General features: G+C 73.3%; 16 protein-coding genes. 3 read left to right on the top strand and 13 right to left on the bottom strand.

Annotated elements, in window-relative coordinates; all coding sequences use genetic code 11:
* The 4 genes from ACY1JF_RS07925 to ACY1JF_RS07940 all read right to left on the bottom strand — a co-directional run.
* The coding region (locus ACY1JF_RS07925; RefSeq protein ID WP_462704484.1) for a flavodoxin-dependent (E)-4-hydroxy-3-methylbut-2-enyl-diphosphate synthase at positions 1 to 167 on the bottom strand (167 nt) is incomplete at its 3' end.
* Between the two features lie 169 nt (positions 168 to 336).
* Positions 337 to 1,629 carry a M50 family metallopeptidase gene (locus ACY1JF_RS07930; protein WP_462704485.1) on the bottom strand — a complete coding sequence of 431 codons (1,293 nt, stop codon included), beginning with the start codon at positions 1,627 to 1,629 and terminating at the stop codon, positions 337 to 339.
* 8 nt (positions 1,630 to 1,637) lie between these two features.
* Positions 1,638 to 2,894 carry a 1-deoxy-D-xylulose-5-phosphate reductoisomerase gene (gene dxr / locus ACY1JF_RS07935; RefSeq protein WP_462704286.1) on the bottom strand — a complete coding sequence of 419 codons (1,257 nt, stop codon included), beginning with the start codon at positions 2,892 to 2,894 and terminating at the stop codon, positions 1,638 to 1,640.
* Between the two features lie 659 nt (positions 2,895 to 3,553).
* Positions 3,554 to 5,494 (bottom strand): acyl-CoA dehydrogenase family protein, encoded by a 1,941-nt coding sequence (locus ACY1JF_RS07940; RefSeq protein WP_462704287.1) that lies wholly within the window; start codon positions 5,492 to 5,494, stop codon positions 3,554 to 3,556.
* A 310-nt stretch (positions 5,495 to 5,804) separates the two neighbouring features.
* Between ACY1JF_RS07940 and ACY1JF_RS07945 the strand changes: the two genes are divergently transcribed.
* Positions 5,805 to 6,824, top strand: coding sequence for a LacI family DNA-binding transcriptional regulator (locus tag ACY1JF_RS07945; RefSeq protein WP_462704288.1), 1,020 nt, complete (start codon positions 5,805 to 5,807; stop codon positions 6,822 to 6,824).
* Positions 6,825 to 6,841: 17 nt separating this feature from the next.
* Here ACY1JF_RS07945 and ACY1JF_RS07950 read toward each other — a convergent pair whose 3' ends face one another.
* The 6 genes from ACY1JF_RS07950 to ACY1JF_RS07975 are packed head-to-tail and all read right to left on the bottom strand — an operon-like array spanning position 6,842 to position 15,431.
* Complete coding sequence (locus tag ACY1JF_RS07950) at positions 6,842 to 7,555, bottom strand: glycoside hydrolase family 12 protein (RefSeq protein ID WP_462704289.1); 714 nt, start codon at positions 7,553 to 7,555, stop codon at positions 6,842 to 6,844.
* 35 nt (positions 7,556 to 7,590) lie between these two features.
* Positions 7,591 to 9,789: a glycosyl hydrolase family 95 catalytic domain-containing protein gene (locus tag ACY1JF_RS07955; protein ID WP_462704290.1), complete on the bottom strand. Its 2,199-nt coding sequence runs from the start codon at positions 9,787 to 9,789 to the stop codon at positions 7,591 to 7,593.
* Positions 9,786 to 11,768: a beta-galactosidase gene (locus tag ACY1JF_RS07960; RefSeq protein WP_462704291.1), complete on the bottom strand. Its 1,983-nt coding sequence runs from the start codon at positions 11,766 to 11,768 to the stop codon at positions 9,786 to 9,788. Before ACY1JF_RS07960 ends, ACY1JF_RS07955 begins: the two co-directional genes overlap by 4 nt.
* Positions 11,765 to 12,685 carry a carbohydrate ABC transporter permease gene (locus ACY1JF_RS07965; protein ID WP_462704292.1) on the bottom strand — a complete coding sequence of 307 codons (921 nt, stop codon included), beginning with the start codon at positions 12,683 to 12,685 and terminating at the stop codon, positions 11,765 to 11,767. The genes ACY1JF_RS07960 and ACY1JF_RS07965 overlap by 4 nt, the downstream gene beginning before the upstream one ends.
* 8 nt (positions 12,686 to 12,693) lie before the next feature.
* Positions 12,694 to 13,719 (bottom strand): ABC transporter permease, encoded by a 1,026-nt coding sequence (locus ACY1JF_RS07970; RefSeq protein WP_462704293.1) that lies wholly within the window; start codon positions 13,717 to 13,719, stop codon positions 12,694 to 12,696.
* A gap of 29 nt (positions 13,720 to 13,748) precedes the next feature.
* Positions 13,749 to 15,431 carry an extracellular solute-binding protein gene (locus ACY1JF_RS07975; protein ID WP_462704294.1) on the bottom strand — a complete coding sequence of 561 codons (1,683 nt, stop codon included), beginning with the start codon at positions 15,429 to 15,431 and terminating at the stop codon, positions 13,749 to 13,751.
* A gap of 418 nt (positions 15,432 to 15,849) precedes the next feature.
* On the opposite strand from ACY1JF_RS07975, the gene ACY1JF_RS07980 reads away from it, so the two are divergent.
* A complete protein-coding gene (locus ACY1JF_RS07980) occupies positions 15,850 to 18,675 on the top strand; it encodes a glycoside hydrolase family 3 C-terminal domain-containing protein (RefSeq protein ID WP_462704295.1) in 2,826 nt (941 codons plus the stop codon).
* 75 nt (positions 18,676 to 18,750) lie between these two features.
* Here the strand turns inward: ACY1JF_RS07980 and ACY1JF_RS07985 are convergent, their stop codons facing one another.
* From ACY1JF_RS07985 to ACY1JF_RS07995, 3 genes are all read right to left on the bottom strand, one after another.
* Positions 18,751 to 20,196 carry an aldehyde dehydrogenase family protein gene (locus tag ACY1JF_RS07985; protein WP_462704296.1) on the bottom strand — a complete coding sequence of 482 codons (1,446 nt, stop codon included), beginning with the start codon at positions 20,194 to 20,196 and terminating at the stop codon, positions 18,751 to 18,753.
* 313 nt (positions 20,197 to 20,509) lie between these two features.
* A complete protein-coding gene (locus ACY1JF_RS07990; RefSeq protein ID WP_462704297.1) occupies positions 20,510 to 22,096 on the bottom strand; it encodes a PucR family transcriptional regulator in 1,587 nt (528 codons plus the stop codon).
* 115 nt (positions 22,097 to 22,211) lie between these two features.
* Positions 22,212 to 24,509, bottom strand: coding sequence for a type IV secretory system conjugative DNA transfer family protein (locus tag ACY1JF_RS07995; RefSeq protein ID WP_462704298.1), 2,298 nt, complete (start codon positions 24,507 to 24,509; stop codon positions 22,212 to 22,214).
* A gap of 31 nt (positions 24,510 to 24,540) precedes the next feature.
* Here ACY1JF_RS07995 and ACY1JF_RS08000 point away from each other — a divergent pair, with 31 nt between their 5' ends.
* Positions 24,541 to 24,711: a hypothetical protein gene (locus ACY1JF_RS08000; RefSeq protein ID WP_462704299.1), complete on the top strand. Its 171-nt coding sequence runs from the start codon at positions 24,541 to 24,543 to the stop codon at positions 24,709 to 24,711.
* Positions 24,712 to 24,719: the final 8 nt, after the last annotated feature.

A 24,719-nucleotide genomic window follows, 5' to 3' on the forward strand; every position in this document is an offset into this window, starting at 1 on the left:
TGCTGGAGGGTCGCGCCGATGTCCGAGGTGCGCGTCGTCGTCATCGACTGCACCGACACCGGCGCGTCACCGCCCACGGCCACCGAGCCGACCTGGATCTGCCGGCTCTTCCGGCGCTCGGCGAGCCTGGTCGGAACGGACGGCATGCCGAGAGAAATCGCAGTCATCTGCTGTGCAACCCCAAGTCGTGGATCAAGGTCCGGTCCCGTCAGCGGCGGGCTCCGGTCCCCGAGATTACGGCACCGGACCGGGGCCGGGCACATCCCGCCGTCGTCGGCGCACTCGGGGGAAGACGGCCCGGCACGAACGTGCCGGGCCGCCTGCGAAGCGGGGCGGCTAGGAGATTCTGACCGGGTTGACGACGTCCGCGATCAGTACCAGGAGCGTGAAGCAGACGAAGACGCCCGCCACCACGTACGCGACCGGCATGAGCTTGGCCACGTCGAACGGGCCGGGGTCGGGGCGGCGCAGGACCTTGGCGAGGTTGCGGCGCAGGGACTCCCACAGGGCGCCCGCGATGTGGCCGCCGTCCAGGGGCAGCAGCGGGAGCATGTTGAACAGGAAGAGGGAGAGGTTGAAGCCCGCGACCAGCATCACGGCCATGGCGAGCTGCTGGGTGGGCGGGATGTCCAGGGTGAAGATCTCGCCGCCGACCCGGGCGGCGCCGACGACGCCCATCGGGGAGTCGGGTTCGCGCGGGCCGTCGCCGAACGCGGCGTCCCACAGCGCAGGGATCTTGCCGGGCAGGGCGGCGAGGGAGTCGACGGCGTCGCCGATCCGGTCGCCCATCCAGACCACGGAGTCGCCGAAGTCCTGCTTGACGATGCCGGTGGCGGCGCTGAAGCCGAGGAAGCCGGCGGTGACGTACTCGCCCTGGACGTAGCCGCCGCTGCCGTCCTTCTTGGCGACCTTGTTGGTGGCGATCTCGGCGTGCAGGGTGACGTCCTCGCCGTCGCGCTCGACGACGATCGGGACGGTCTCGCCGGGGCGGGCGCGGATCAGGTCGGACAGCTCGTCCCACTTGTCGGTGCGTACGCCGTCGAAGGAGAGGATCTTGTCGCCGGCCTTGAGTCCGGCCGCGGCGGCCGGGGAGGGCGGGTCGGCGTCGGTGCACTTGTCCCGGTCCTCGGACTGGGAGATCACGCACTGGGAGACCGAGCTGACCGTGGTGGTCTGCTGGGAGATGCCGAAGCCCATCAGCACGGTGAGGAACAGCGCCACCGCGAGGACCAGGTTCATGAACGGGCCGCCGAACATGACGATGACCCGCTTCCACGGCTTGCGCGTGTAGAAGAGGCGGTCCTCGTCACCGGGCTGGAGTTCCTCGAAGGCGGCCGAGCGGGCGTCCTCGATCATGCCGCGCCACGGTGAGGTGGAGCGGGCCTCCAGCTTGCCGTCGGGGCCGGGCGGGAACATGCCGATCATGCGGATGTAGCCGCCGAACGGGATGGCCTTGATGCCGTACTCGGTCTCGCCCTTCTTGCGGGAGAAGAGGGTGGGGCCGAAGCCGACCATGTACTGGGGCACGCGGATGCCGAAGAGCTTCGCCCAGGACAGGTGGCCCAGCTCGTGCCAGGCGATGGAGAACAGCAGGCCGACCGCGAAGACGACTATGCCGAGGATGAACATCAGGGTCGTCATGCACGGGCCTCCGCCGCTTGTGCCGCCAGTTCCCGGGCCCGGGCGCGCGCCCAGGTCTCCGCTTCGAGGACGTCCGCGACGGTCAGCGAAGTTCCCGTGGCCGGTGTGCCGTGTTCGTCGACCACCCGTGCGACGGTCTCGATGATGCCGAGGTACGGCAGCGCCCCGGAACGGAACGCCTCGACGCACTCCTCGTTGGCGGCATTGAACACCGCCGGCGCCGTGCCCGCGAGCTCTCCGACGTGGCGGGCCAGGTTCACCGAGGGGAACGCCTCGTTGTCGAGGGGGAAGAACTCCCAGGTGGACGCCTGGCTCCAGTCGAAGGCGGGGGCGGCGTCGGGGACCCGCTCGGGCCAGCCGAGGCCGATGGCGATGGGGCCGCGCATGTCGGGGGGCGTGGCCTGGGCGAGCGTGGAGCCGTCGGTGAACTCGACCATGGAGTGGACGTAGGACTGGGGGTGGACGACGACCTCGATGCGGTCGAAGGGGATGTCGTAGAGGAGGTGGGCCTCGATGACCTCCAGGCCCTTGTTGACGAGGGTCGCGGAGTTGATGGTGATGACCGGGCCCATGGCCCAGGTGGGGTGGGCGAGGGCGTCCTCGACGGTGACGGCGGCGAGCTGCTCCCTGGTGCGCCCCCGGAAGGGGCCGCCGGAAGCGGTGACGACGAGCTTGCGCACGTCGGCCCGGGTGCCGGCGGCGAGGGCCTGGAAGAGGGCGGCGTGCTCGGAGTCGACCGGGATGATCTGTCCGGGCTTGGCGAGGGCCTTGACCAGCGGGCCGCCCACGATGAGCGACTCCTTGTTGGCGAGCGCGAGGGTGCGGCCCGCCTCCAGGGCGGCGAGGGTGGGGGCGAGGCCGATGGAACCGGTGATGCCGTTGAGGACGGTGTGGCAGTCGGAGGCGGCGACCCGCGTGGCCGCGTCGGGCCCGGCGAGTATCTCGGGGAGCGGCTCCCTTGCGCCGTACCGCGCCCGCAGGGCTTCGCGCAGCTCCGGCACGGCGTCCTCGCGGGCGACGGCGACGGTGCGGACCCGCAGCCGGTGGGCCTGCTCGGCGAGGAGGGCGACCCGGCCGCCGTTGGCGGACAGGCCGGTGACCCGGAAGCGGTCCGGGTTGCGCAGGACGAGATCGATGGCCTGGGTCCCGATCGACCCGGTGGAGCCGAGGATCACCACGTCCTTCGCGCCGTCTCCCGCCACGGGGTCGTAGACGAGGTGCGGGTCGGCGAGGGGGGCAGGGCTGTCGGTCATCCCCCCATTGTCGCCTCAACCGCCGTCCGGCAGGACGGCGCGTCCCTCGGGCGGGCGGCGGTGCGGGCCCGCCGCCCGCCGGGCCCGGGTGGCCGGGCGGGGACGCCCGGCCGTCCGCGGCCGGTTCCCACCGGCGGGGTGTCGGGGGCGTCCGCGACCGGTTCCCACCAGCAGGGTGTCGGGGGCGTCCGCGACCGGTTCCCACCAGCAGGGTGTCGGGGGCGTCCGCGACCGGTTCCCACCAGCAGGGTGTCGGAGGCGTCCGCGACCGGTTCCCACCAGCAGGGCGCCAAGCGCCGAGGCCGCCCGCGGCCAGTTCCCACCAGCAGGGCGCCGAGGCCGCCCGTGACCGGTTCCCACCGGCGGGGCGCCAAGGCCGCCCGTGGCCGGGGACAGGCCGTCGGGGGCCGTGGTGGACGCGCCGTTTCCAGCCATCCGGTCCCGTGCGGCCGAGGCCGGGCAGCGCGCCGGGTCCGCCCCGACCGGGGCGGTCGGCCCCCCGAGGGACCCGGCGGCGTTCCCCGGTCGGGCGCGGGCGGACGGGCACCCGGTCGCGGGGGACGCGTCCGGCCGCACGGCACCCCGTCACGCCTGGTGGCCGCGGGGTGCGCCGTCCCCCGGCCGGGCCGGGCCGCCCGGGGGGCGTCCTGCGGCGCGTCTCACCGCACGGGACGGTGGACGTTCGGTTCCGTACTGGCCCCGGGCGTCGCGTCGGCGATCCACGGGCCCTCGCCCGAGGGGTCGACGACGCCGTGTTCCAGCCATTCGTAGGTGCCGGACAGGACCCCCTTGACGACCTTGCGGTCGAGGTCGTCGGTGTTGGTCCACAGGCGGCCGAAGAGTTCCTCGACGCGGATGCGGGCCTGGCGGCAGAAGGCGTCGGCGAGCTGGTACGCCTCGCGGCCGTGGTCGCCGCGGGAGCGGAGCAGCTCGGCGCGGACGCAGGCGGCGGACATGGCGAAGAGTTCGGCGCCGATGTCCACGATCCGGCCGAGGAAGCCCTGCTTGGTCTCCATCCGGCCCTGCCAGCGGGACATGGCCCAGAAGGTGGAGCGGGCCAGTTTGCGGGCGGTGCGCTCGACGTAGCGCAGGTGTTTCGACAGGTCGACCTCGTGTTTGAACTCCCCGTAGGAGGTGGGGAGCTGGCCCGGCCCGGTCATCAACTTCGGGAGCCACCCGGCGTAGAAGGCGCCCGCCTGCGCACCCGCCCTCGCCTTGTCGGACAGCGACTTGTCCGGGTCGATCAGGTCGCCCGCGACGGAGAGGTGGGCGTCGACCGCCTCGCGGGCGATCAGCAGGTGCATGATCTCGGTGGAGCCCTCGAAGATGCGGTTGATGCGCAGGTCGCGCAGCATCTGCTCGGCGGGGACCGCGCGTTCGCCGCGGGCGGCGAGGGAGGCGGCGGTCTCGAAGCCGCGTCCGCCGCGGATCTGGACCAGTTCGTCGGCCATCAGACAGGCCATCTCGGAGCCGTAGAGCTTGGCGAGGGCGGCCTCGATGCGGATGTCGTTGCGGTTCTCGTCGGCCATCTGGGAGGAGAGGTCGACGACGGCCTCCAGGGCGAAGGTGGTGGCCGCGATGAAGGAGATCTTCGCGCCGACCGCCTCGTGCAGCGCCACCGGCTTGCCCCACTGCTCGCGCGCCCCCGACCACTCACGGGCGATCTTCAGGCACCACTTGCCGGCGCCGACGCACATCGCGGGCAGCGAGAGGCGGCCGGTGTTGAGGGTGGTCAGGGCGATCTTGAGGCCGGCGCCCTCGGGGCCGACGCGGTGCGCCGCCGGGACGCGGACCCGGTGGAAGCGGGTGACGCCGTTCTCCAGGCCGCGCAGGCCCATGAAGGCGTTGCGGTGCTCGACGGTGACGCCCTCGGAGGCGGTCTCCACGATGAAGGCGGTGATGCCGCCCCGGTGGCCCTCGGACTTCGGGACGCGGGCCATGACGACGAGGAGGTCGGCGATGACCCCGTTGGTGGTCCACAGCTTCACGCCGTCGAGGACGTAGTCGTCGCCGTCGGGGACCGCGGTGGTGGCCAGCCGGGCCGGGTCGGAGCCGACGTCCGGCTCGGTCAGCAGGAAGGCGGAGATGTCGGTGCGGGCGCAGCGCGGCAGGAACTCCTCCTTCTGCTCCTCGGTGCCGAACTGCTTCAGGGGCTGCGGCACGCCGATCGACTGGTGGGCGGAGAGCAGGGCGCCGACCGAGGCGTTCGCGGTGCCCACCAGGGCGAGGGCCCTGTTGTAGTACACCTGGGTCAGGCCCAGGCCGCCGTACCTGGTGTCGATCTTCATGCCGAAGGCGCCCAGTTCCTTCAGGCCGGTGATGACCTCGTCGGGGATGCGGGCGTCCCGCTCGATGGCGGCGCCGTCGATCCGCGTCTCGCAGAAGGCGCGCAGCTCGGCGAGGAACTTCTCGCCGCGGCGGACGGCCTCGTTGTCCGGGAGCGGGTGGGGGTGGATGAGGTCGAGGCGGAGGCGGCCGAGGAACAGCTCCTTGGCGAAGCTGGGCTTGCGCCAGTCCTGGTCGCGGGCCGCCTCCGCGACCTGGCGGGCCTCGCGTTCGGTGACGGTGGGTCGGGAGGAAGGGGTGGGCGGTGCGGACATGAGGCACCTCGCCGTGTCTCGGCACGTTGGGGGATGTACGTTACTGATCGGCGCTACCCGTTCGTATGTACCCGATTGCGGACGTCCCGGCCACCCCGCGCACGGCCGTCCGGCCGATGGGCCGAACGGGGACGGGCCGGGCGACGCCCCTGCGTCGCCCCATCTCCTCCGGGGACGTGTCGAAGCGCTTCGACACACAGGACCGCATATGGACACCCCGCCCTTGCTGGGACTACTGTCGGATCACCCCGCCTTACCCTGATCCGTTGCCCGCGCTCGTCGAAGCGCTTCACACCGCCTGGAGAGCCGGATGGTCACCCTCGCCGAGGTCGCCCAGCACGCCGGAGTCTCGGCGAGCACGGTGAGTTACGTCCTCAGCGGCAAGCGGTCCATCTCCACCACCACCCGGCAGCGGGTCGAGGAGAGCATCCGGGAGCTGGGCTACCACCCGAACGCCGGCGCCCGCGCCCTGGCCAGCAGCCGGTCGCGCATCATCGCGCTGATGATCCCGCTGCGCACCGACATGTACGTACCGGTGATGATGGAGATCGCCATCGCGGTGGCGACCGCCGCGCGCGCCCACGGGTACGACGTGCTGCTGCTCACCGGCGAGGAGGGCCCCGACGCGGTGCGCCGCGTCACCGGCAGCGGGCTGGCCGAGGCGATGATCGTCATGGACGTCGAGCTCGACGACGAGCGGCTGCCGCTGCTGCGCGCCACCGGGCAGCCGTCGGTGCTGATCGGGCTGCCCGCCGACGCCTCCGGGCTGACCTGCGTGGACCTGGACTTCCGGGCGACCGGCGCGCTGTGCGCCGAGCACCTGGCCTCGCTGGGGCACCGGGACGTCGCCGTCATCGGCGAGGCGCCGGCGGTCTACGAGCGGCACACCGGGTTCGCCGAGCGCACCCTGGAGGGGCTGCGCGCCCGGGCCCGGGAGCTGGGGCTGCGGCTGCTGCACCGGCCGTTCGAGGGCGGGTACGACGCGATGGCCCTGACCCTGTCCCGGATCTTCGACGAGCGGCCCGGCACCACGGGGTTCGTGGTGCAGAACGAGGCGGCGGTGGAGCCGCTGCTCGCCCTGCTGCGGCAGCAGGGGCGGGCGGTGCCCGAGGACGTGTCGGTGGTGGCGGTCTGCCCCGAGCAGGTCGCCGCGCAGGCGTCGGTGCGGCTGACGTCGGTCGCCGTGCCCGCGCAGGAGATGGGCCGGCGCGCCGTGGAGCAGCTGGTGGCCAAGCTCGGCGGGCGCGGCAGCGACGAGGTGGTGCTGCTGCCGCCGGAGCTGACGGTGCGGGCGAGCACGGGGCCGGCCCCCGGGTGGACCGGCCCCTGACCCGGAGGACGGGTGGCTCAACCGCCGCTGACCGTCAGGTTGTTGGTGACGAAGTCCAGGCCGCCGGCGGACGAGGTGATCTCGTAGCCGAACTGCACGTCACCGATGGTCTCGTTGCCCATCCAGCCCTTGGTGTCCTTGATCCATTTCAGGATCGGGAGGATGTCGACGGTCCCGGCGGTGGAGTCGGAGGCGCGCAGGAACGAGTACACCTCGTTGGCGCCGTTGTTGCCCTTGTACACGTTCCAGGTGTGGCCGCCGAGGGTGGCGCTGCCCTGGGAGGTGCCGAGCGGGCCGACGGCGCCGTTGTAGTTGACCCAGAGCATGATCTCGTAGTCGTAGTCGGTGTCCCAGATGTCGTACGAGGTGTTGTACGCGCCGGCCGACGGGACGGTGACGTTGTAGCTGCTGGTCAGGGAGGTCAGGGAGGTGATCGGCTTGTTGATCACCTTCTTGGAGTTGGGGTAGGACTTGATGCCGCCGGTGTTGGGGTGGTCGGCCCGCACGCCCCAGTTGGTGCCGGAGTTGGCCCATATGCACTGGCTGCCGGCGCCGGAGCCCCAGATGTTGTTGTAGAGGATGTAGCCGTTCAGGGTGGTGTTGCCCCACTGGTCGCAGGAGTTCCAGACGGCGGCCTGGGCGGGGGCGGCGGCCAGGCCGGCGGTGACGCCGAGGGCGAGGGCGGGGGCCAGCAGCGCCTTGGGGAGTCTGAGCGGTGTGCGTCGTGCCATGGTCGTTCCCTTCCATGGGTGGGGGGACGGTGCGGTCACCGCGTCTCCAGGCGGAGGACGCGGTCTTCTCCGGCGGTGAGGTCGAGCGGCTCGGCGCCGGAGGAAGTCCTCAGTTCGACGCGTACGGTGCGGCCGGGCCGGATGACGGCGGTGGCGGCCCCGGGGGACCAGGTGAGGTCGAGCACGGCGCCGAACCGGGTGCGCACGCCGCGCAGTTCACCCGCCGGGAGGGCGGCGGGCAGGGCGGGCAGCAGGACCAGGCGGGTGGGGGTGGACTGCACCAGCGCCTCGATGAGCACGGCGGGCAGGGCGTGCGCGGCGTCGGCGTTGTAGACGTCGCGGTGCGGATAGTGCGCGCTCATCAGGGAGGCGTGGAAGTAGTCGCCCGCCAGCACCGCGCCGAGGGCGCGCGCGACCCGCTCGCCGTCGCGCAGCCGGGCCGCGACCAGGGCGTGGTGGAGGTGGCCGTGGGCCGAGTCGTTCTCGGCGCCGCGCAGTTCCAGGGCGCGGTGGGCCGCCGCCGCCAGCTCCGGGGTGTCGTACGGGGTGATCTCCTCCAGCGGCCAGACGCCGTAGAGGTGGCTGAGGTGGCGGTGGTCGTAGGTGTCGTCGAGGCCCTCCCGGGCCCATTCGGCCAGGGCGCCGTCGGCGTTGATCCGGTGCGGCGGCAGCCGGTCGGCCAGCGCGCGCCAGCGGGCGGCGTGCTCGGGATGGTAGTCGGCGGCGGTCCGCAGGGCGTGCCGGGCCGCCGAGAGGTCCATCGCCGCGTCGACCGTGCCCCAACTGGCGTTGGCGGGGCGGTTCTCCGGCGAGTAGGACGGGACGACCGTCAGACGGCCGTCCTCGGTCTCCGTGAGGAAGTCCTCGTAGAACAGGGCGACTTCGGCGAGGGCCTCGGCGGTGCGGGGGTCGCGGGTGCCGTGCGTCTCGTCGTGGTCGACGAGGGGCTTGAGCAGCCAGTCGGCGCCGGCCGTCCACAGGTGCAGGGGGTATTCGCGGCTGAAGTGGTACGCGTGCCCGTTCTCGCCGTCGGTGTGGGAGGGGGCGACGATGCCCCGGGCGCCGAAGAGCGCGCGGGCGTTCTCCCGCCAGTGGTCCCGTTGCCGGTGGACCAGGGCGGCGTGCGCCTCGGTGACCTCGGGGAGGGCGGCAGCGGCGGCGGAGGCGGTCTGGAGGTTGAGGTTGGCGTTGGTGGTGAACGCGCCGGACCAGGCGGTGTCCCAGTCGCCGGTCCACAGGCCGGTGAGGCGGGGCGGGAACAGGCCGGAGGCGGAGAGCTGGTGGTAGCGGCCGGCGGCGAAGAGGCGCTCCAGGAGGGCCGGGCTGCCGGGGCGGCCGAGGAGTTGGGAGCCGGGCAGCGCGCGGTCGGCGGGGGTGGCGGCGAGGTCCAGGGTGACGCGGTCGTAGGCGGTGCGGTGGTGGCGCAGGTGGCGGTCGAGGAGGTCCTCGTAGGCGCGGCCGGTCAGCAGGTCGCGCAGGGCGCGGGACTCGGCGTGCACGTCGAGTTCCCCGGTGTGCCGGCGCACCCGGGTCAGGAGCAGCAGCGACTCGGCCCCCTCCACGCGCAGGCCCGGCGGGACCAGCGCGGTGCTGCCACCGGTGACGGCCGCCACGGTGACGCCGGTGTACGCCCGGTCGCTGTCCGGGTAGCGGGCACGCAGGCTCAGGACGGCGCCCTCGGGGGTGCGGACGGCGCCGTGGCCGACGCCGAGCGCGGCGGGCACCCCGGGCAGCCGGTGGTCCAGGGCGGCGTCGAGGGTGAGGTGCGCGGCGGTGACCTGCTGGACGACGACGTCGTCGGCGCGGGAGACGAAGACGCGGCTGGTCCAGCCGCCGGCGGTGGCGGTGGTCTCGCCGGTGGTGAAGTCGACCGTGCGGCGGTAGGGGTGGCCGGCGCCGGGCGGGCGGCGCAGCCGGAGCTGGAAGGCGGGGTGGAAGGGCTGTACCCACTGCAGCGGGCGGCCGTCGGTGAACTCCTCGGCGGCGGTGACGTCACCGGCCAGCAGCCGCTTTCGCAGCGCGGGCAGGGCGGCGGCCAGCTCCGGGGGGCGGGCGTGCTCCCCGCCGCCCGGGCGGACGAGGGTGTGGTGGGTGACGATCACCCGGTCGTCGTGCGGGTCGCCGAGGACCAGGGCGCCGTGGTGGCCGTTGCCGCTGAGGAAGGCGTCCTCCCAGCGGGCGGCGGGGGCGGGCTCCCAGGTGCCGTGGACCGGGCCGGTGCTCGGGGAGGTCACGGCGCCGCCAGCACCCGTACGCCGTACCGGCCCAGCTCGGTGCGGTCGGTGACCGTCTCCCCCGTCAGCAGGTCGCGGTGGGTGCCGGGGACCTCGACGGTGACCGGGTCGCGGCCGTGGTGGAGCAGGAACAGCAGGTCGCCGCGGCGGACCGCCTCGACGCCCGCCGGGACGCGGTCCAGGGCCGGGCGGACCCCGGCGTCGGCGGCGACGCCCGCGAGCAGGCCGCGCAGCGCGTCGGGTTCCGGGAGGGTGGAGACGTACCAGGCGCGGCCCTTGTTCAGGACGGCGGGCAGCCCGTCGAGTTCGCCGCCCCGGTAGGGGACGGTCTCGTCGGCGGTGCCGTCGGGTTCCAGTTCCTCCGACCACAGGGTGCCGCGGAAGCCGTCGCAGCCGGCGGTCTCGCCCTCGGCCAGGGGCCACCACTCGTGCAGGGTGCGGATGCCGAGGAGGTCGCGCAGGCGGGCGTCCATGGTGCCGGGGCGTATCCGGTCGTCCTGGTCGGCGACGCCGGTGAGGAAGCCGCAGACGAGGGTGCCGCCGCCGTGGACGTACGAGACGAGGTTGTCGATCGCGGTGTCGGTGAGGAGGTAGAGCTGCGGGGCGACGACCAGGCGGTAGCGGCTCAGGTCGTGCTCGGGGTGGGCGAGGTCGGTGGTGAGGTGGGCCTCCCACAGGGCGCGGTGCCAGGCGCGCAGGACGACGGGCAGGCCGGCCCGCTCGAAGGGGGTGGCCTGCTGGGTGCCGGCCCACCAGGAGTGCCAGTCGTGCAGGACGGCGGTGTCGGCGGTGACGCGGGTGCCGCCGACGTGCGGGGCGAGGGCCGCCAGGTCGGCGCCGAGGCGCTTGACCTCCTGGAAGGCCCGGCCGCGCGGGCCGGCGTGGCCGACCATCGCGGAGTGGAACTTCTCGGCGCCCTGCCGGGACTGCCGCCACTGGAAGTAGCAGACGGCGTCCGCGCCCCGGGCGACGGCCTGGAGCGACCACAGGCGGTTCAGGCCGCGCGGCTTGGGCTGGTCGACGTCGCGCCAGCCGACCGCGCCCGTCGCCTGTTCCATGACCATCCAGGGGCCGCCGCGGGCCTGGGACCGGGTGAGGTCCTGGACCAGGGCGCCCTCCTGCGCGCCGAGCGGGTCGCGCGGGTCGGGGTAGAGGTCGACGGAGACGATGTCCTCCTCCTCTGCCCAGCGCCAGCCGTCCTGGCCGAAGAAGAGCGGCATGAAGTTGGTGGTGACCGGGAGGTGCGGGGTGTGCCGGCGGACGATGTCGCGTTCGGCGGTGTAGCACTCCAGGAGCATGTCGGAGGTGAAGCGCCGGAAGTCCAGCACCTGGGCGGGGTTCTTGAGGTAGTGGGTGCGGCGCGGGGGCAGGACCTCCTGCCAGTCGCCGTAGCCCTGGCTCCAGAACGCCGTGCCCCAGGCGGTGTTGAGGGCGCCGAGGGTGCCGTACCGGCGCTGGAGCCAGGCGCGGAAGCGGGCGGCGGCCTCGTCGCCGTGGTCGTAGGTGCAGTACTCGTTGTTGATGTGCCACATGGTGAGGGCGGGGTGGCCGGCGTAGCGGGCGGCCAGGGCCTCGGTGACGGCGGCGGCGTGGCGGCGGTAGACGGCGCTGGAGTGGGAGAAGTGCTGGCGCCCGCCCCAGTGCTCGGGGTGGCCGTCCTCGTCCACGGGCAGGGTGTCCGGGTGCAGGCGGCCCAGCCACGGCGGGGGCGAGGCGGTGGGGGTGGCGAGGACGACGCCGACGCCGTGCGCGTGCAGCAGGTCCATCACCCGGTCCAGCCAGCCGAACTCGTAAGAGCCGGGGCTCGGTTCGAGCCGGGCCCAGGAGAAGACGCCGACGGTGACGGAGTTGACGCCGGCCTCCCGCATGAGGCGTACGTCCTCCTGCCAGGTCTCCTCGGGCCACTGCTCGGGGTTGTAGTCGCCGCCGAACAGGAGCCGGCCGCGGGTCACCGCGGCGAGGTCCGGGCTCTGGCTCATCCCTTCACCGCCCCGGTCAGCATGCCCTTCTTGAAGTGCCGCTGGACGAACGGGGACAGGACCGCCACCGGCAGCAGCGCCATGACCATCACGGCCATCTGCACGGCCAGGCCGGACAGCTCGCCCGTCTTGATCGCCTGGCCGAGGCCGACCGGCGCCTCCTGCTTCTGCACGAGCTGGATCATGACGTTCTGCAGCGGCATCATGTCCTGGTCGTTCAGGTACAGGGACGCGTTGAACCAGGCGCTCCAGTAGCCGACGGCGTAGAACAGGGTGATCACCGCGAGGACCGCGCGGGAGAGCGGCATGACGATCTGCCACAGGATGCGGAAGTCGCCGGCGCCGTCGATGCGGGCGCTGTCGATCAGTTCCTGGGAGATGCCCATGAAGAAGCCGCGCAGCACCAGGATGTTGAAGACGCTGACCGCGCTCGGCAGGATCAGCGCGAGGTAGGTGTCGGTCAGGCCGAGGGACTGCACCAGCAGGTAGGTCGGGATGAGGCCGGCGCTGAAGAACATGGTGGCCAGCAGGACCATCAGGATCCAGCGGTGGCCGAGCGAGCCGGTGCGGGACAGGCCGTAGGCGCACAGTACGGAGACGGTCATGGAGAAGAGGGTGCCGACGAGGGTGATGCCGACGCTGACCAGGGCGGCCCGGGTCACCTGTCCGCCGCTGAGGAGCTCCTGGTAGGCGACGAACGTGATGTCCTGGGGGATCATCACCAGCCCGCCGGCCTCGTCGATGGTCTTCCTGGACGACAGGCTGGTGACGATCACGATCCACAGCGGGAAGAGGATGGCCAGGCAGGCCAGGGCCAGCACCAGGCCCTTGCCGGCCAGACCGGCCGGTGTGGGCTTCTCCTCCCACACCGGCCGGGGCGGGGCCGACCAGCGGTGTCGCGTGGTCGTCTTCTCCATGAGGGCGGTCACTTCTTGTACACCCCTTGCTCACCCATGAGATGGGCCACCTTGTTCGCGGCCAGGACCAGTCCGAGGCTGACGAAGCCCTTGATCAGGCCCGCGGCCGCCGCGTAGCCGAAGTCCTGGTTGCGGACGCCGTTCCACCACACGAAGGTGTCCAGCACCTCCGCCGCGCCGGGCCCGACGGCGTCGCGTTGCAGCAGGATCTGTTCGAAGCCGACGGTGAGCGCGTCGCCGACGCGGAGCACCAGCAGCAGGGCGATCACCGGACGCAGCGCGGGCAGGGTGACGTGCCACATGCGGCGCCAGCGGCCCGCGCCGTCCATCGCGGCGGCCTCGTACAGGTCGGGACTGACCGAGGCGAGCGCGGCGAGGAAGACGATGATCCCCCAGCCGGCGTCCTTCCAGACGCCCTGCGCGGTGACCAGCAGCGCGAAGGTGTCCGGGTCGCTCATCATGTCGAGCCCGTCGTACCCGTGCTGCCTGAGTACCTGGGAGAGGATGCCCGCGCCGCCGAAGAGCTGCTGGAAGACGGCGATGACCAGCACCCAGGAGAAGAAGTGCGGCAGGTACAGCACGGCCTGCGCGAAGGCCCGCACCCTCGGCCGGATCACGCTGTTGATGAGCAGCGCCAGCAGGATGGGGACCGGGAAGAACAGCACGAGCTGGAGGACGAAGAGGAGCAGCGTGTTGCGTACGGAGTTCCAGAACGCGGAGTCCGCGAAGATGCGCTCGAAGTTCTCCAGCCCCGCCCAGGGGCTGTTCAGCATGGAGACGATGCCGTTGTCGCTGATGTACGGGTCGTAGTCCTGGAAAGCGACCACGTTGCCGAGGATCGGCAGGTAGTTGAAGACCAGGAGCAGCAGTACGGCCGGCAGGGTCATCAGCACCAGGACGCGGTCGCGTCTGAAGCGCAGGCGCAGGCTCAGTCTCCCGGAGGGTGCCTTCTCGGGACCGGTGGTGCCGTCGGGCACCGCCGGGGGCTTCTTCTCGGCCTCGGTCCTGCTCCGAGGCACCGTGCTGTTCGACACGGCCGTTCTCCTCGCCTCGCCCGCGCCGGTCAGCTCGCCGCCGAGCCGTTCTCGTCGAGCAGCTTCTTGTACCAGTCGCGGAGCTTGTCGCCGCCCTTGCTCTTCCAGTCGGAGACCGCCTGCTGCATGTCGCTGATCTTCTTGCGACCGCGCACGATGTCGTCCTCCAACTGCTCGAAGTCGTTGGAGAGGTTGGTGTACCGGGTCGGTTCGGTGATCTGCATGCCGTAGAAGGAGGACTTCTTGGTGAAGGCCCCCATCCGCTGCTGCCACTCGACCTGGCCGCGGGCGACGTCGGGGAGATCGGGGTGGGCGATGGTGGAGGCGGGGCTGGCGACCATCACATAGGCGTTGATGACCTCGCTGTTGCCCTTGTCGTTCTTGACCGGCAGGCCGTCCTCGACCGTGTAGTGGGTGCCCTCCACGCCGTAGTTGGTGAGCATGTGCTCCTTGGTGCCGTACGGCGCCGCCGTGACGTTGGCGACGGCCAGCACGTCCTTGACGACCGACTCGGAGGCGTCCTTGCTGACGAAGGCGAAGATGCTCGCCGGCTGGCGGGCCCACAGCACCGGATCGCCGCCGTCGTACCCGAAGATGTCCATCGCCCCGCACTCGAAGCCGGACTTCTGCCCGGCCTGTTCGGCGTTGCGGCTGTACCACTGCGAGATGTCCTGGTTGTAGATCAGCACCTCGCCGGAGGCGAACGTGGGGCCGGCGTCACTCATGCTGTCCACGTCGGGGTGGACCAGACCGGCCGCCCACAGCTTGCGGGTCCACTCCAGCGCTTCCAGGTACTCGTCGGTCTCACCGCGGAAGGTCATCTTGCCGTCGACCATGGTCCAGCCCAGCGGCTTCTCGTCACCGGGCAGCACACCGAAGGCGTTGAACGCGGTCCACTTCATGTCCAGGCAGGCCCAGCGCTTGGCCTTGGCGTTGGTGATGTCCTTGGCCAGGGCCATGAACTCGTCGGCGGAGGTGGGGACTTCGTACCCCTCCTTGTCGAAGATGTCCTTCCGGTACAGCGGTACCACGTTCACGACGTACGACGCCGGCATGGGCAGGCCGCGCAGGGCACCGCCGAAGATGGCACGCCGCCAGGCGTCCGTGGGGATCGCGGCGAGGTTCGGGTAGTCCTTGACGGCGTCGCCGGAGAGGTAGGGGCCGAGGTCGGCGAACTTGCTGATGATGGCGCTGGGTATCTTGCCGCCCATGTTCCAGCCGGGTACGACCACCACGTCGGGTACGTCGCTGGAGGCGAGGACCGCGCCGAGCTTCTCGTCGTAGGTGTTGCCGTCCTGGTTCTGCCAGACGACGTCGACACCGATCAGGTCGTTCATCGCGGTGTAGTAGGCGTTGTCCGCCTTGGGCGGGGAGCCCCAGAACGGCGACATGATCGTGACCTTGCCGCCCTTGCCGAGCTTCTTCGGCACCGACGTCTTCAGGCCGGCGAGGTCGAGCTTGCTGGTGAAGCCCAGCGACGAGCCGTTCTTGGACGGGATGTCCGGGGTGACCACGTTGCTGGCCACGTACGCCGGCAGCAGCTTCGCCGCGTCCTTGCCCGCGGTCGTCCCCTCGCGCGAGCCGCCGCCCGAGCCGCCGCAGGCGCTCAGCAGGGGCATCCCGCCCGCCACCGCTGCGGCGGCGACCGCCGAGGAGGCGAGGAAACTTCTCCGGCTCGGCGCGGAGGCGGCGGAGGCGGCGTTCGGCGTCATTGCGTCAACCCTTCATGGCGCACCAGGACACCCGGCGGTGGCCGTCGGCTGCGGTGTCTTGAGTGGAACTCGCTGAGCTGGGGTGGAGCGGGCGGAGCGGGAGGCGGTGCCCACCGGTCAAAGCACCGTGACGTCCGTCGAGGAAGGCCGTCGGGGAAGACCGCCGGACAACGTCGTCGAAGCGCTTCGATGTTGCAGCGAGGTTAAGTGAACACGAGGGTGGGCACAAGAGTCGCTTGCAAGATTCCTCGGAGGTGTGCGGGCATTTTCCTGACCACCGGAGAGGCCATGAGCGAGCTGTGCGGGTGGGCGAGGCGTCCTGCCGTGTCTTGACACCCGGCCCTCGCCGAATGAGCATCGAAGCGCTTCGAAAGCCGCTTCGGAAGCGCATCACCGCACATCGCAAGGGGAATCCCACGTGACCGCACCCACGCCGCCCACACCGCCTTTCCGCGATCCGCGCACGCCGGTCGCGGAGCGCGTCGACGACCTGCTGTCGCGGCTCACGCTCGACGAGAAGATCGGATTTCTGCACCAGTTCGCGCCGGGCGTGGACCGCCTGGGCGTCGCCGCCTTCCGCACCGGCCAGGAGGCGCTGCACGGCGTGGCCTGGATGGGCCCGGCGACGGTGTTCCCGCAGGCCGTCGGTCTCGGCGCCACCTGGAACGAGGAGCTGGTCCGACGGGTGGGTGACGCCGTCTCCGCGGAGGTCCGCGCGATGCGCGCCCGCGACGAGCGGGTCGGCCTCAACGTCTGGGCCCCGGTCGTCAACCTGCTGCGCCACCCCCTGTGGGGCCGCAACGAGGAGGGCTACTCCGAGGACCCGCGGCTGACCTCGGCGATCGCCACCGCCTACACCCGCGGCCTGCGCGGCGGCCATCCGGCCCACTGGCGCACCGCCCCCGTGCTGAAGCACTGGCTCGCGCACAACAACGAGACCGACCGCGACACCGCGTCCTCCTCGGTGCGCCCCCGCGTCCTGCACGAGTACGACCTGCGCGCCTTCCGGGAGACGGTCGAGGCGGGCGCGGTGGCCGGGGTGATGCCGGCCTACAACCTGGTCAACGGCCGCCCCAACCACGTCTCCCCCTACCTGGCCGAGCACCTGCGCACCTGGACCGACGAGGAGCTGCTGGTCTGCTCGGACGCGGGCGCCCCCTCCAACCTGGTCGACTCCGAGCACTACTTCGACACCCACGAGGAGGCGACGGCCGCCGCGCTGAAGGCCGGGGTCGACAGCTTCACCGACCACGGCACCGACCCGACGAAGATCACCGCACGGGTGCGCGGCGCGCTGGAGCGGGGCCTGCTGACCGAGGCCGACGTCGACACGGCGGTGCGCCGGCAGCTCTCGGTCCGCTTCCGCCTCGGCGAGTTCGACGGCCACCAGGAGGCGGGCGCCTTCGACACCCCGGAACACCGCGCGCTGGCCCAGGAGGCGGCCGAACAGGCGATCGTCCTGCTGAAGAACGAGGACGGCCTGCTGCCGCTGGCCCCCAACAGCCGCCTCGCGGTCGTCGGACTCCTCGCCGACGAGTGCAAGCTGGACTGGTACAGCGGCAGCCTGCTCCACCGCTCCACCCCGCTGGAGGGCGTGTACGAGCGGTTCGGCGCGGAGCACGTCGAGTTCGCGGAGGGCGTGGACCGGGTCCGGCTGCGCACCTCGGCCGGTACGTTCCTGCACGTCCCGCCGGCCGGCGACGACGCCCCCGCGGCGGTGGCCGAGGGCGCCCTCGACCCGGCCCTGCTGGCCGGCCGCACCGATCTGCCGCCGCTCACCACCGACGCCGACGGCACCGAACTCGCCCTGGTCGACTGGGGCGAGGGCGTGCTGACCCTGCGCGCGCCGGACGGGCGGTACCTGTCGGTGGCCGAGGACGGGTACCTGCGCGCCTCGGCCGACCAGCCGGGCGGCTGGGTGGTGCGGGAGACGTTCCGGCTGGAACCGCACGGTGACGGCCACCTCCTCAGGCACGTGGGTACGGGGCACCACGTATCGGTGACCGCCGACGGCGTGAAGGTTGCCGCCTCCGGCGGGGAGGTCTTCGCGCTGGAGGTCGCCGAGCGCGGCGAGGAGGCGGTGGCGCGGGCCGCCGCCGGAGCCGACGTGGTGCTGGTGGTGGCGGGCAACGACCCGCACATCAACGGCCGGGAGACCGAGGACCGCACGACGCTGCGGCTCCCCGCCCACCAGGAACGGCTGCTGCGCGCCGCCCGGGACGCCAACCCGCGCACGGTGCTGGCGCTGGTCTCCTCCTACCCGTACGCGGTCGACGCCGGGCCGCTCCCGGCGGTGCTGTGGAGCGCGCACGGCGGCCAGGCGGCCGGCACCGCCCTGGCCCGTGTCCTGGCCGGTGACGTCTCCCCCGCCGGACGCCTGCCGCAGACCTGGTACGCCGACGACCGGGACCTGCCCGACCTGCTCGACTACGACATCGTCGGCTCCCGGCAGACGTACCTGTACTTCGAGGGGACGCCGCTGTTCCCGTTCGGGCACGGGCTGTCGTACGCGTCGTTCGGCTACGGCGGCCTGCGCGCAAAGGCCGGCGACGGGTCGGTGCGGGTCTCCTGCACGGTGACCAACACCGGGGACGTCACCGCCGACGAGGTGGTCCAGCTGTACGCCCGGGCCGAGCAGCCGTCGGTGCCGCGCCCGCGCCGCGAGCTGCTCGCCCACCGCCGTGTGACCCTCGCGCCGGGCGCCTGTGCCGAGGTCTCCTTCACCGTCCCGCTGTCCGCGTTCGCGTACTGGGACGTGGCGCACGGCCGGTGGCGGCTGGAGCCCGGTCCGTACGCGCTGCTGGTGGGCGCCTCCAGCGAGGACGTCCGGCTGCGCACGACGCTCACCCTGGACGGGGAGCCGGCCGCGCCGCGCCCGGTGCGCGAACGGGGTCTGCCGGCGGCCGACTTCGACGAGCAGAGCGGTACGCGGATCGTGGACCGGACCAAGGAGTCGGGCGACGCGGTGGCGCCGACGGCCGACAAGTCCGGCGAACTCCTCTACCGTGCCTGCGACTTCGGCTCCGGCGTGACCTCGGTGACGGTCGAGGTGGCGGGCGAGGGCGTGGTCGAACTGTCCCTGGACGGCGGTCCGGTGCGGGCCGTGCTGTCGACGGACACGCCGACCTCGGGCCCGTACGACTACGTCTCCCTGACCACCGGTCTGACCGCCGAGGGCGTGCACGACCTGCGGGTGGGGCTGCGCGGGCCGGTGCGGCTGGCGGGGATCGGGTTCTCCGCCTGATCAGGGCCTTTCGCCCGGAGACCGACGGCGACGGCGGGGCGTGCGGGGCCGCGCGCCCCGCCGTCGCCGGTGCCGTCAGAGCGCGAGGCCGGTGAGCACCATGACCCGCTCGTAGGTGTAGTCCTCCATCGCGAACCGCACGCCCTCACGGCCCACCCCGGACTGCTTGACCCCGCCGTACGGCATCTGGTCGGCGCGGTAGGAGGGGACGTCGCCGATGACCACGCCGCCGACCTCCAGGGCGCGGTGGGCGCGGAAGGCGGCCTTCAGGTCGTGGGTGAAGACGCCCGCCTGGAGGCCGTACTTGGAGTCGTTGACGGCGGCGAACGCCTCCGCCTCGCCGTCCACCTTCTGCACGCTGAGGACCGGGCCGAAGACCTCCTCGCGGGCGAGGGTGGTGCCGGCCGGCAGTCCGGTGAGGACGGTCGGCGCGTAGGAGGCGCCGTCGCGCCGCCCGCCGGTGGCGAGCGTGGCGCCGTCCGCCACGGCCTCCCGTACCCACGCCTCGACCCGCTGGGCGGCGGCCTCGCTGACCAGCGGGCCGACGTCGGTCCTGTCGTCGGAGGGGTCGCCGGTGACCTGGGCCTCGACGGCGGCGACGATGCGCGGCAGCAGCCGGTCGTACACGGCGGCGTCGGCGATCACGCGCTGCACGGAGATGCAGGACTGGCCGCCCTGGTAGTTGGAGAAGGCGGCGATGCGCTGCGCGGCCCGGTCCAGGTCCTCGTCGCTCGACCAGTCGGCCAGCACGACGGCCGCGCCGTTGCCGCCCAGCTCCAGGGTGCAGTGCTTGCGGGGCACCGAGTCCATGATCGCGTATCCGACCTGCTCGGAGCCGGTGAAGGAGATGACCGGCAGCCGCTCGTCCTGGACCAGGGCGGGCATCCGGTCGTTGGGGACCGGCAGGACGCTCCAGGAGCCGGCGGGCAGCTCGGTCTCGGCGAGCAGTTCGCCGAGGAGCAGGGCGGAGAGCGGGGTGGCCGGGGCCGGCTTGAGGATGATCGGGGCGCCCGCCGCGATCGCGGGGGCGACCTTGTGGGCGCAGAGGTTCAGCGGGAAGTTGAACGGCGCGATGCCGAGCACGGCGCCCTTGGGGAAGCGGCGGGTGAGGGCGAGCCGGCCCTGGCCGCCCGCGTCGGTGTCCAGGCGCTGGGCCTCGCCGCCGTTGAAGCGGCGGGCCTCCTCGGTGGCGAACCGGAAGACGGAGACCGCCCGGCCGACCTCGCCGCGGGCCCACTTGACGGGCTTGCCGTTCTCGGCGGAGATGAGCCGCGCGATCTCCTCGGTGCGCTCCGCCAGGCGCCGGGCGACGTGGTCGAGGGCGGCGGCCCGGACGTGCGCCGGGGTGGCGGCGAACTCGTCGCGTACGGCGTGGGCGGCGGCCACCGCCTCCTCGACCTGCGCCTGGCTCGGGACGCTCACGGCGCCGACGAGGCGGCCGTCCCACGGGGAGGTGACGTCGAAGCTGTCCTCGCCGGTGGCCTGGCGGCCGGCGAGCCAGAAGGCGTGGGTGGAGGTCATGTCGGGTTCCGGCCCTTCCCGTCGGGGGTGTGTGCTGTGGTGCGGGGTCCACGGTAGGGGCGGGACGGCGGGGGATCGCTTGTCCGGTGTGTAGCAGTACGGCGGGGCAATGCGCCGGAATGGCCAGACCCCGACGTGCCGGGACGGCCATTCCCGACGTGCCGGGACGGCCGCCCCTGACGCGCCGGGACACCCGTCCCTGACGCGCCGGGACACCCGTCCCTGACACGCCGGGACGGCCACGCCCCGGTGTGTCGGTGGCCGGTGCGGCGGGGCGGTGCCCCGGGGGGCGCCTCGGGAGGGCGCCTCGGCGTCAGTGGGCCGCCGTCGCCTTCAGCGCCAGCCACAGTTCCATCCGTACGTCCGGGTCGTCGAGGGAGCGGCCGAGGATCTCCTCGACGCGCCGCATCCGGTAGCGCAGGGTGTGCCGGTGGACGCCCAGGTCGGCGGCGGCCGCGTCCCACTGGCCGTGCCTCGACAGCCAGGCCCGCAGCGAGGCGACCAGGTCGCCGCGGCCGGTCGCGTCGTGGTCGCGCAGGGCGCGCAGCAGCCCGTCGGCGAAGGCGCGCACGGCGTCGTCCGCGAGCAGCGGCAGCACCGAGCCGGCCGCGAGCCGCTCGTGCTCCACGCAGATCCGGCCGCGCCGCCGGGCCACCGACAGCGCCTGCTCGGCCTGCTTGTACGCGGCCGAGGCGCCGATCGGCCCGGACGGCGCCGACAGTCCGGCGGCCCAGGCCTCCTCGTCACCGCCGACGGGGGCGTCCGGCACCGTCCGCCCCGCCTCCAGCGCCGCCGCGTACTCCGTACAGGCGGCGACCGCCGCTCCCCCGTCGGCGGCCAGCACCACCAGCCGCTCGCCCTGCGGCACCACCAGCACCGCCTCGCCGGCCCGGGCCGCGGCGGCCTCGACGACCTCGGCGAGGGCGCCGGGCGGCTCGCCGCCGGCCGGCACCGATTCGGCGACGACCAGCCGGAAGGGCGCGTCGAGCAGTGCGCCGTACAGGTCGCCGGCGACGGTCCGGGCGTGGTCGGGTTCCCCGGCCAGCAGCATGCCGAGGACGGCCGTGCCGATCCGCTGTTCGGCGGCGTGCAGGGAGCGGGAGCGTTCCGTGGTCAGGGTCAGCAGCGCGACGGCCGAGTGCAGGGCGTAGCGCTCGGCGGTGCCGAGGGTGGTGGCGGTGCCGACGGCGAGGGCGGCACGGGGCCTGCGGGAGGTGCCGATGGAGTGCAGCTCGACCCGGTCGGTGTCCCCGCCCGTCTCCGCGCCGCCGACCACCGCGGAGGCGGGGGCGGGCCGCTCCCGCAGCCGCCGTACCTCCGCGGTGAGCCGGGCGGCGCGGCGGCCGGCCCACTCCGGTGCCGCGGCCACCACCTCGCCGGAGGCGTCGTACAGCGCCGCCCAGCCGTCGACCTCGGCGGCCAGCGCGGCCAGCAGCCCTTCCGGGCCGTCGGCGAGGGCCCGCCTGGTCAGTTCCCGCTGGGCGGCGAAGCCGTCGGTCACCGCCCGGTACTGGTCGGCGGCGATCGCGGCGGAGACGGCCTTGCTGATGGCGAGGAACGGGGTGCGGCGCGGCACCTCCAGCAGGGGCAGCCCCTCCTGCTCGGCGGCGTCGACGAGGGCGGCCGGGACGTCCTCGTAATGCACCCCGACGGCGAACCCGAGCCCGGCCACACCCGCGCCGACCAGCCGCCTCACATACCGCCGCATCGCCTCCGGGTCCTCGGCGTCCAGCTTCAGCGCGGTGATCAGCAGCAGTTCCCCGCCCTCCATGTAGGGCACGGGGTCGGCCAGCTCGCTGGCGTGGGCCCAGCGCACGGGCACGTCCAGGCGGTCCCGGCCCGCCCGCACGGTCAGCTTCAGCGCGGAGTGGTGGACCAGCGAGGCGAGGGTCGGGGGCATGGGTCCGGCAACTCCGCGTCGGTGGTGTGCGTCCAATGAGGTCTTGGCCGCGGCGTATGAACGGCCCTTGTCGATTCTGCCTCACTGTACGGTCCCGGCGCGGCGGCCGGGACGGTCAGCCCCGCAGATCCACCAGGAGGGGCGGCGCGTGCTCGCCCTTGACGGTCGTCAACGACAGCACGGCGTGCCCCGGCGGCACGGCGTGCGCCAGCTCGGAGGCGGACCAGCGTTCGCGTTCGACCTGCTTCACGGTGACCGCGTCCGTGGTGACCGCCTTGCCGGTCACCAGCTTGCGCAGGGCGTGGAGGGCCCGGGTCATCGGCTGGTCGGCGAAGACGGTGTGCTTGGCGATCTCGGTGGTCTCCACCCACTCGGTGCCCCAGGCCTGCGCGAACCGGCTGCCGTCCCAGGTGGTGACGCCGCAGAAGGCCATCCGGCAGCCGACCGCGCCGTAGAGCGGGCCGTGCAGGGCCTCGGGGACGTCGGCGATGGTCCGCAGCGCGAGCAGCACGCCCGCGTTCTGTCCGCGTAGCCGCTGGATGCGGCGCACCGACTCGGCGGTGACGGTGCCCGTCGCGTCGTCCAGCACCAGGCCGGCGAAGTGGCTGCGCCCGTTCTCCCGGACGACGGCGTGGAACTGGGCGAGGACCAGCCGGGTGATCAGCCGGCCCGCCTCCTCGTGGCCTCGCTCGGGCAGGTCGATCCGTACCCGCAGCGGGTGGTGGGCGACCGCGCGCAGGGAGAAGGGCCGGCCCCGGCCGCCCCCGCCGAAGAAGTCCGCGAACACCGGCCGGTTCAGCAGCCCCAGCCGGTCGGCCAGGACCCGGCCCGCGTCGCCCGGCGTGCCGGTCTGCCGCAGCCGCGCGTCGAGTTCGCGGACCATGACGTCGTTCCCGCTCGCGACGAGCGCTTCGCGCAGCGGGGTCAGCGCACCGTCGCCGCCCTCCAGCAGTTCCCGCAGTTCCGGCAGGGCGGGGAAGCGGCCGTGCACCGCGCGGAAGGGACCGAGGAGCTGGGCCAGTACGGTGGCGGCGCCCTGGGCGCCCGCCGGTTCGAGGTCACCGGCGAGTGCCTCGGCGAGGAGGGCGGCCGCCTCGTCCGGGTCGTCGGACTCGGCGTAGGGGTCGAGGTCGTAGGCGGAGGACGGGTCGCCGATCCGCACGATCACGTCGAAGGCGTCGTCCGCGCCGAGCGGGCTGCCCGCGGCGGAGACGGCGACGACGGCGCAGCGTCCGGTGAGCGCCTGGAGGGCGAGGGCCTCGGTCACCGGTTCGACGAGGGTGCGGGTCTTGCCGGCGCCGGAGGGACCGATGGCCAGCAGGGAGGTGCCGAGCACCTCGGGGCCGAGGGCGGCGCCGGCGTCGTGGTAGGGCCGCGGGGCGCGTTCGGCCGGTGCCCAGCGGCCGATGCGCACCTGGCCGGCGAGCAGGTCGTGGCGAGCGGTCCGGCGGGGCAGGTCGCGGGCGCCGGACGGGTGGGTCCAGGCGGCGCCGCCCTGGCGCAGCACGGTGTCGCGGAAGGCGTCGAGGCCGGCGCCTCGCCGGGCGAGGTGGAAGGCGTGCTCGACGCGGGTGCAGTCGACGTCGTTCATCCGGCCGCCGGCGACCTCGGCGGTGAGCAGCTCGGCGGCCTCGTGCTGGCCGATGTCGCGCAGGGCGGGCCACTGGGAGCGGGGCCGCTCGGCCACGGGAACGGCGCTGGGGGCGCCGGAGGACCGGCGGGCGGCGAGCAGTTTCCGGGCGTACGGCCACCAGCCGCCGAGCCGGGCGAACGGCCACAGCACGAGCAGGGTGACGACCGCGTACAGCGCGTCCGTGTAGAGGACGGAGGCCATCAGCTCGTAACTGCCGGTGACCAGCACGGTCAGGGACAGCAGCGGGCCCACGACCGGTACCGGGTCCCACCCGGCACCCGGGAAGGCCTCGGGGAAGACGAGGCTGAGGGCGATCAGGGCGAGGACGGCGGCGATCAGGGCGCGGGCCGGCTGGGGCCGCCGTCCCGTGTAGTGGCGGGCGATGGCGGGCCAGCTGCCCAGCACGGCCACCGCGAGGACGAGGACCACGAAGAACAGGCCGTCGTAGACGAGCGCGGCGTGCGCCCCCGGCATCGTCACCGCCTCGCCCTCGACCGGCTTGGGGGTGGCCTTCGTGCCGCTCCACCACCAGTCGTCCGGCGTGAACATCCGCAACAGGACGAACTGGTACGGGACGACCCCGCGCCGCCAGAACGACCACACCGCGATCGCCAGCGCCAGCGGGATGAGCATGCCGACGACCGTCACCGGGGCGAGCTTCTCCACGGCCTCCTCGGGCGGGCGGTAGCCCTGCCGCCAGATCCCGGGCCGGGCCTCCGGCCGGTCCGCGTCGAGCCAGGCGGCGACGGTGGAGGGGGACCGGGGCGTCTGCTGGGGCACGGGGGGCGCACCCGGTGCGGATACCGGCGGCGTGCCCGGCACCGGCACCTGGCCCGCACCCGGCGCCGGTGGCGCATCCGGTGCCCAGGCCGGCCGGGGCGGCACCACGGGCCGCGTCGGCGGCATCGCGGGCGGCACCGGATTCGCCCGCGCCCCCCGCACGTCCCGCTTCCCGTCGCTGTCCATCGCCTCTGCCCCCTGAGCAGCCGT

This window comes from Streptomyces sp. SYSU D01066-1, from assembly GCF_054956795.1.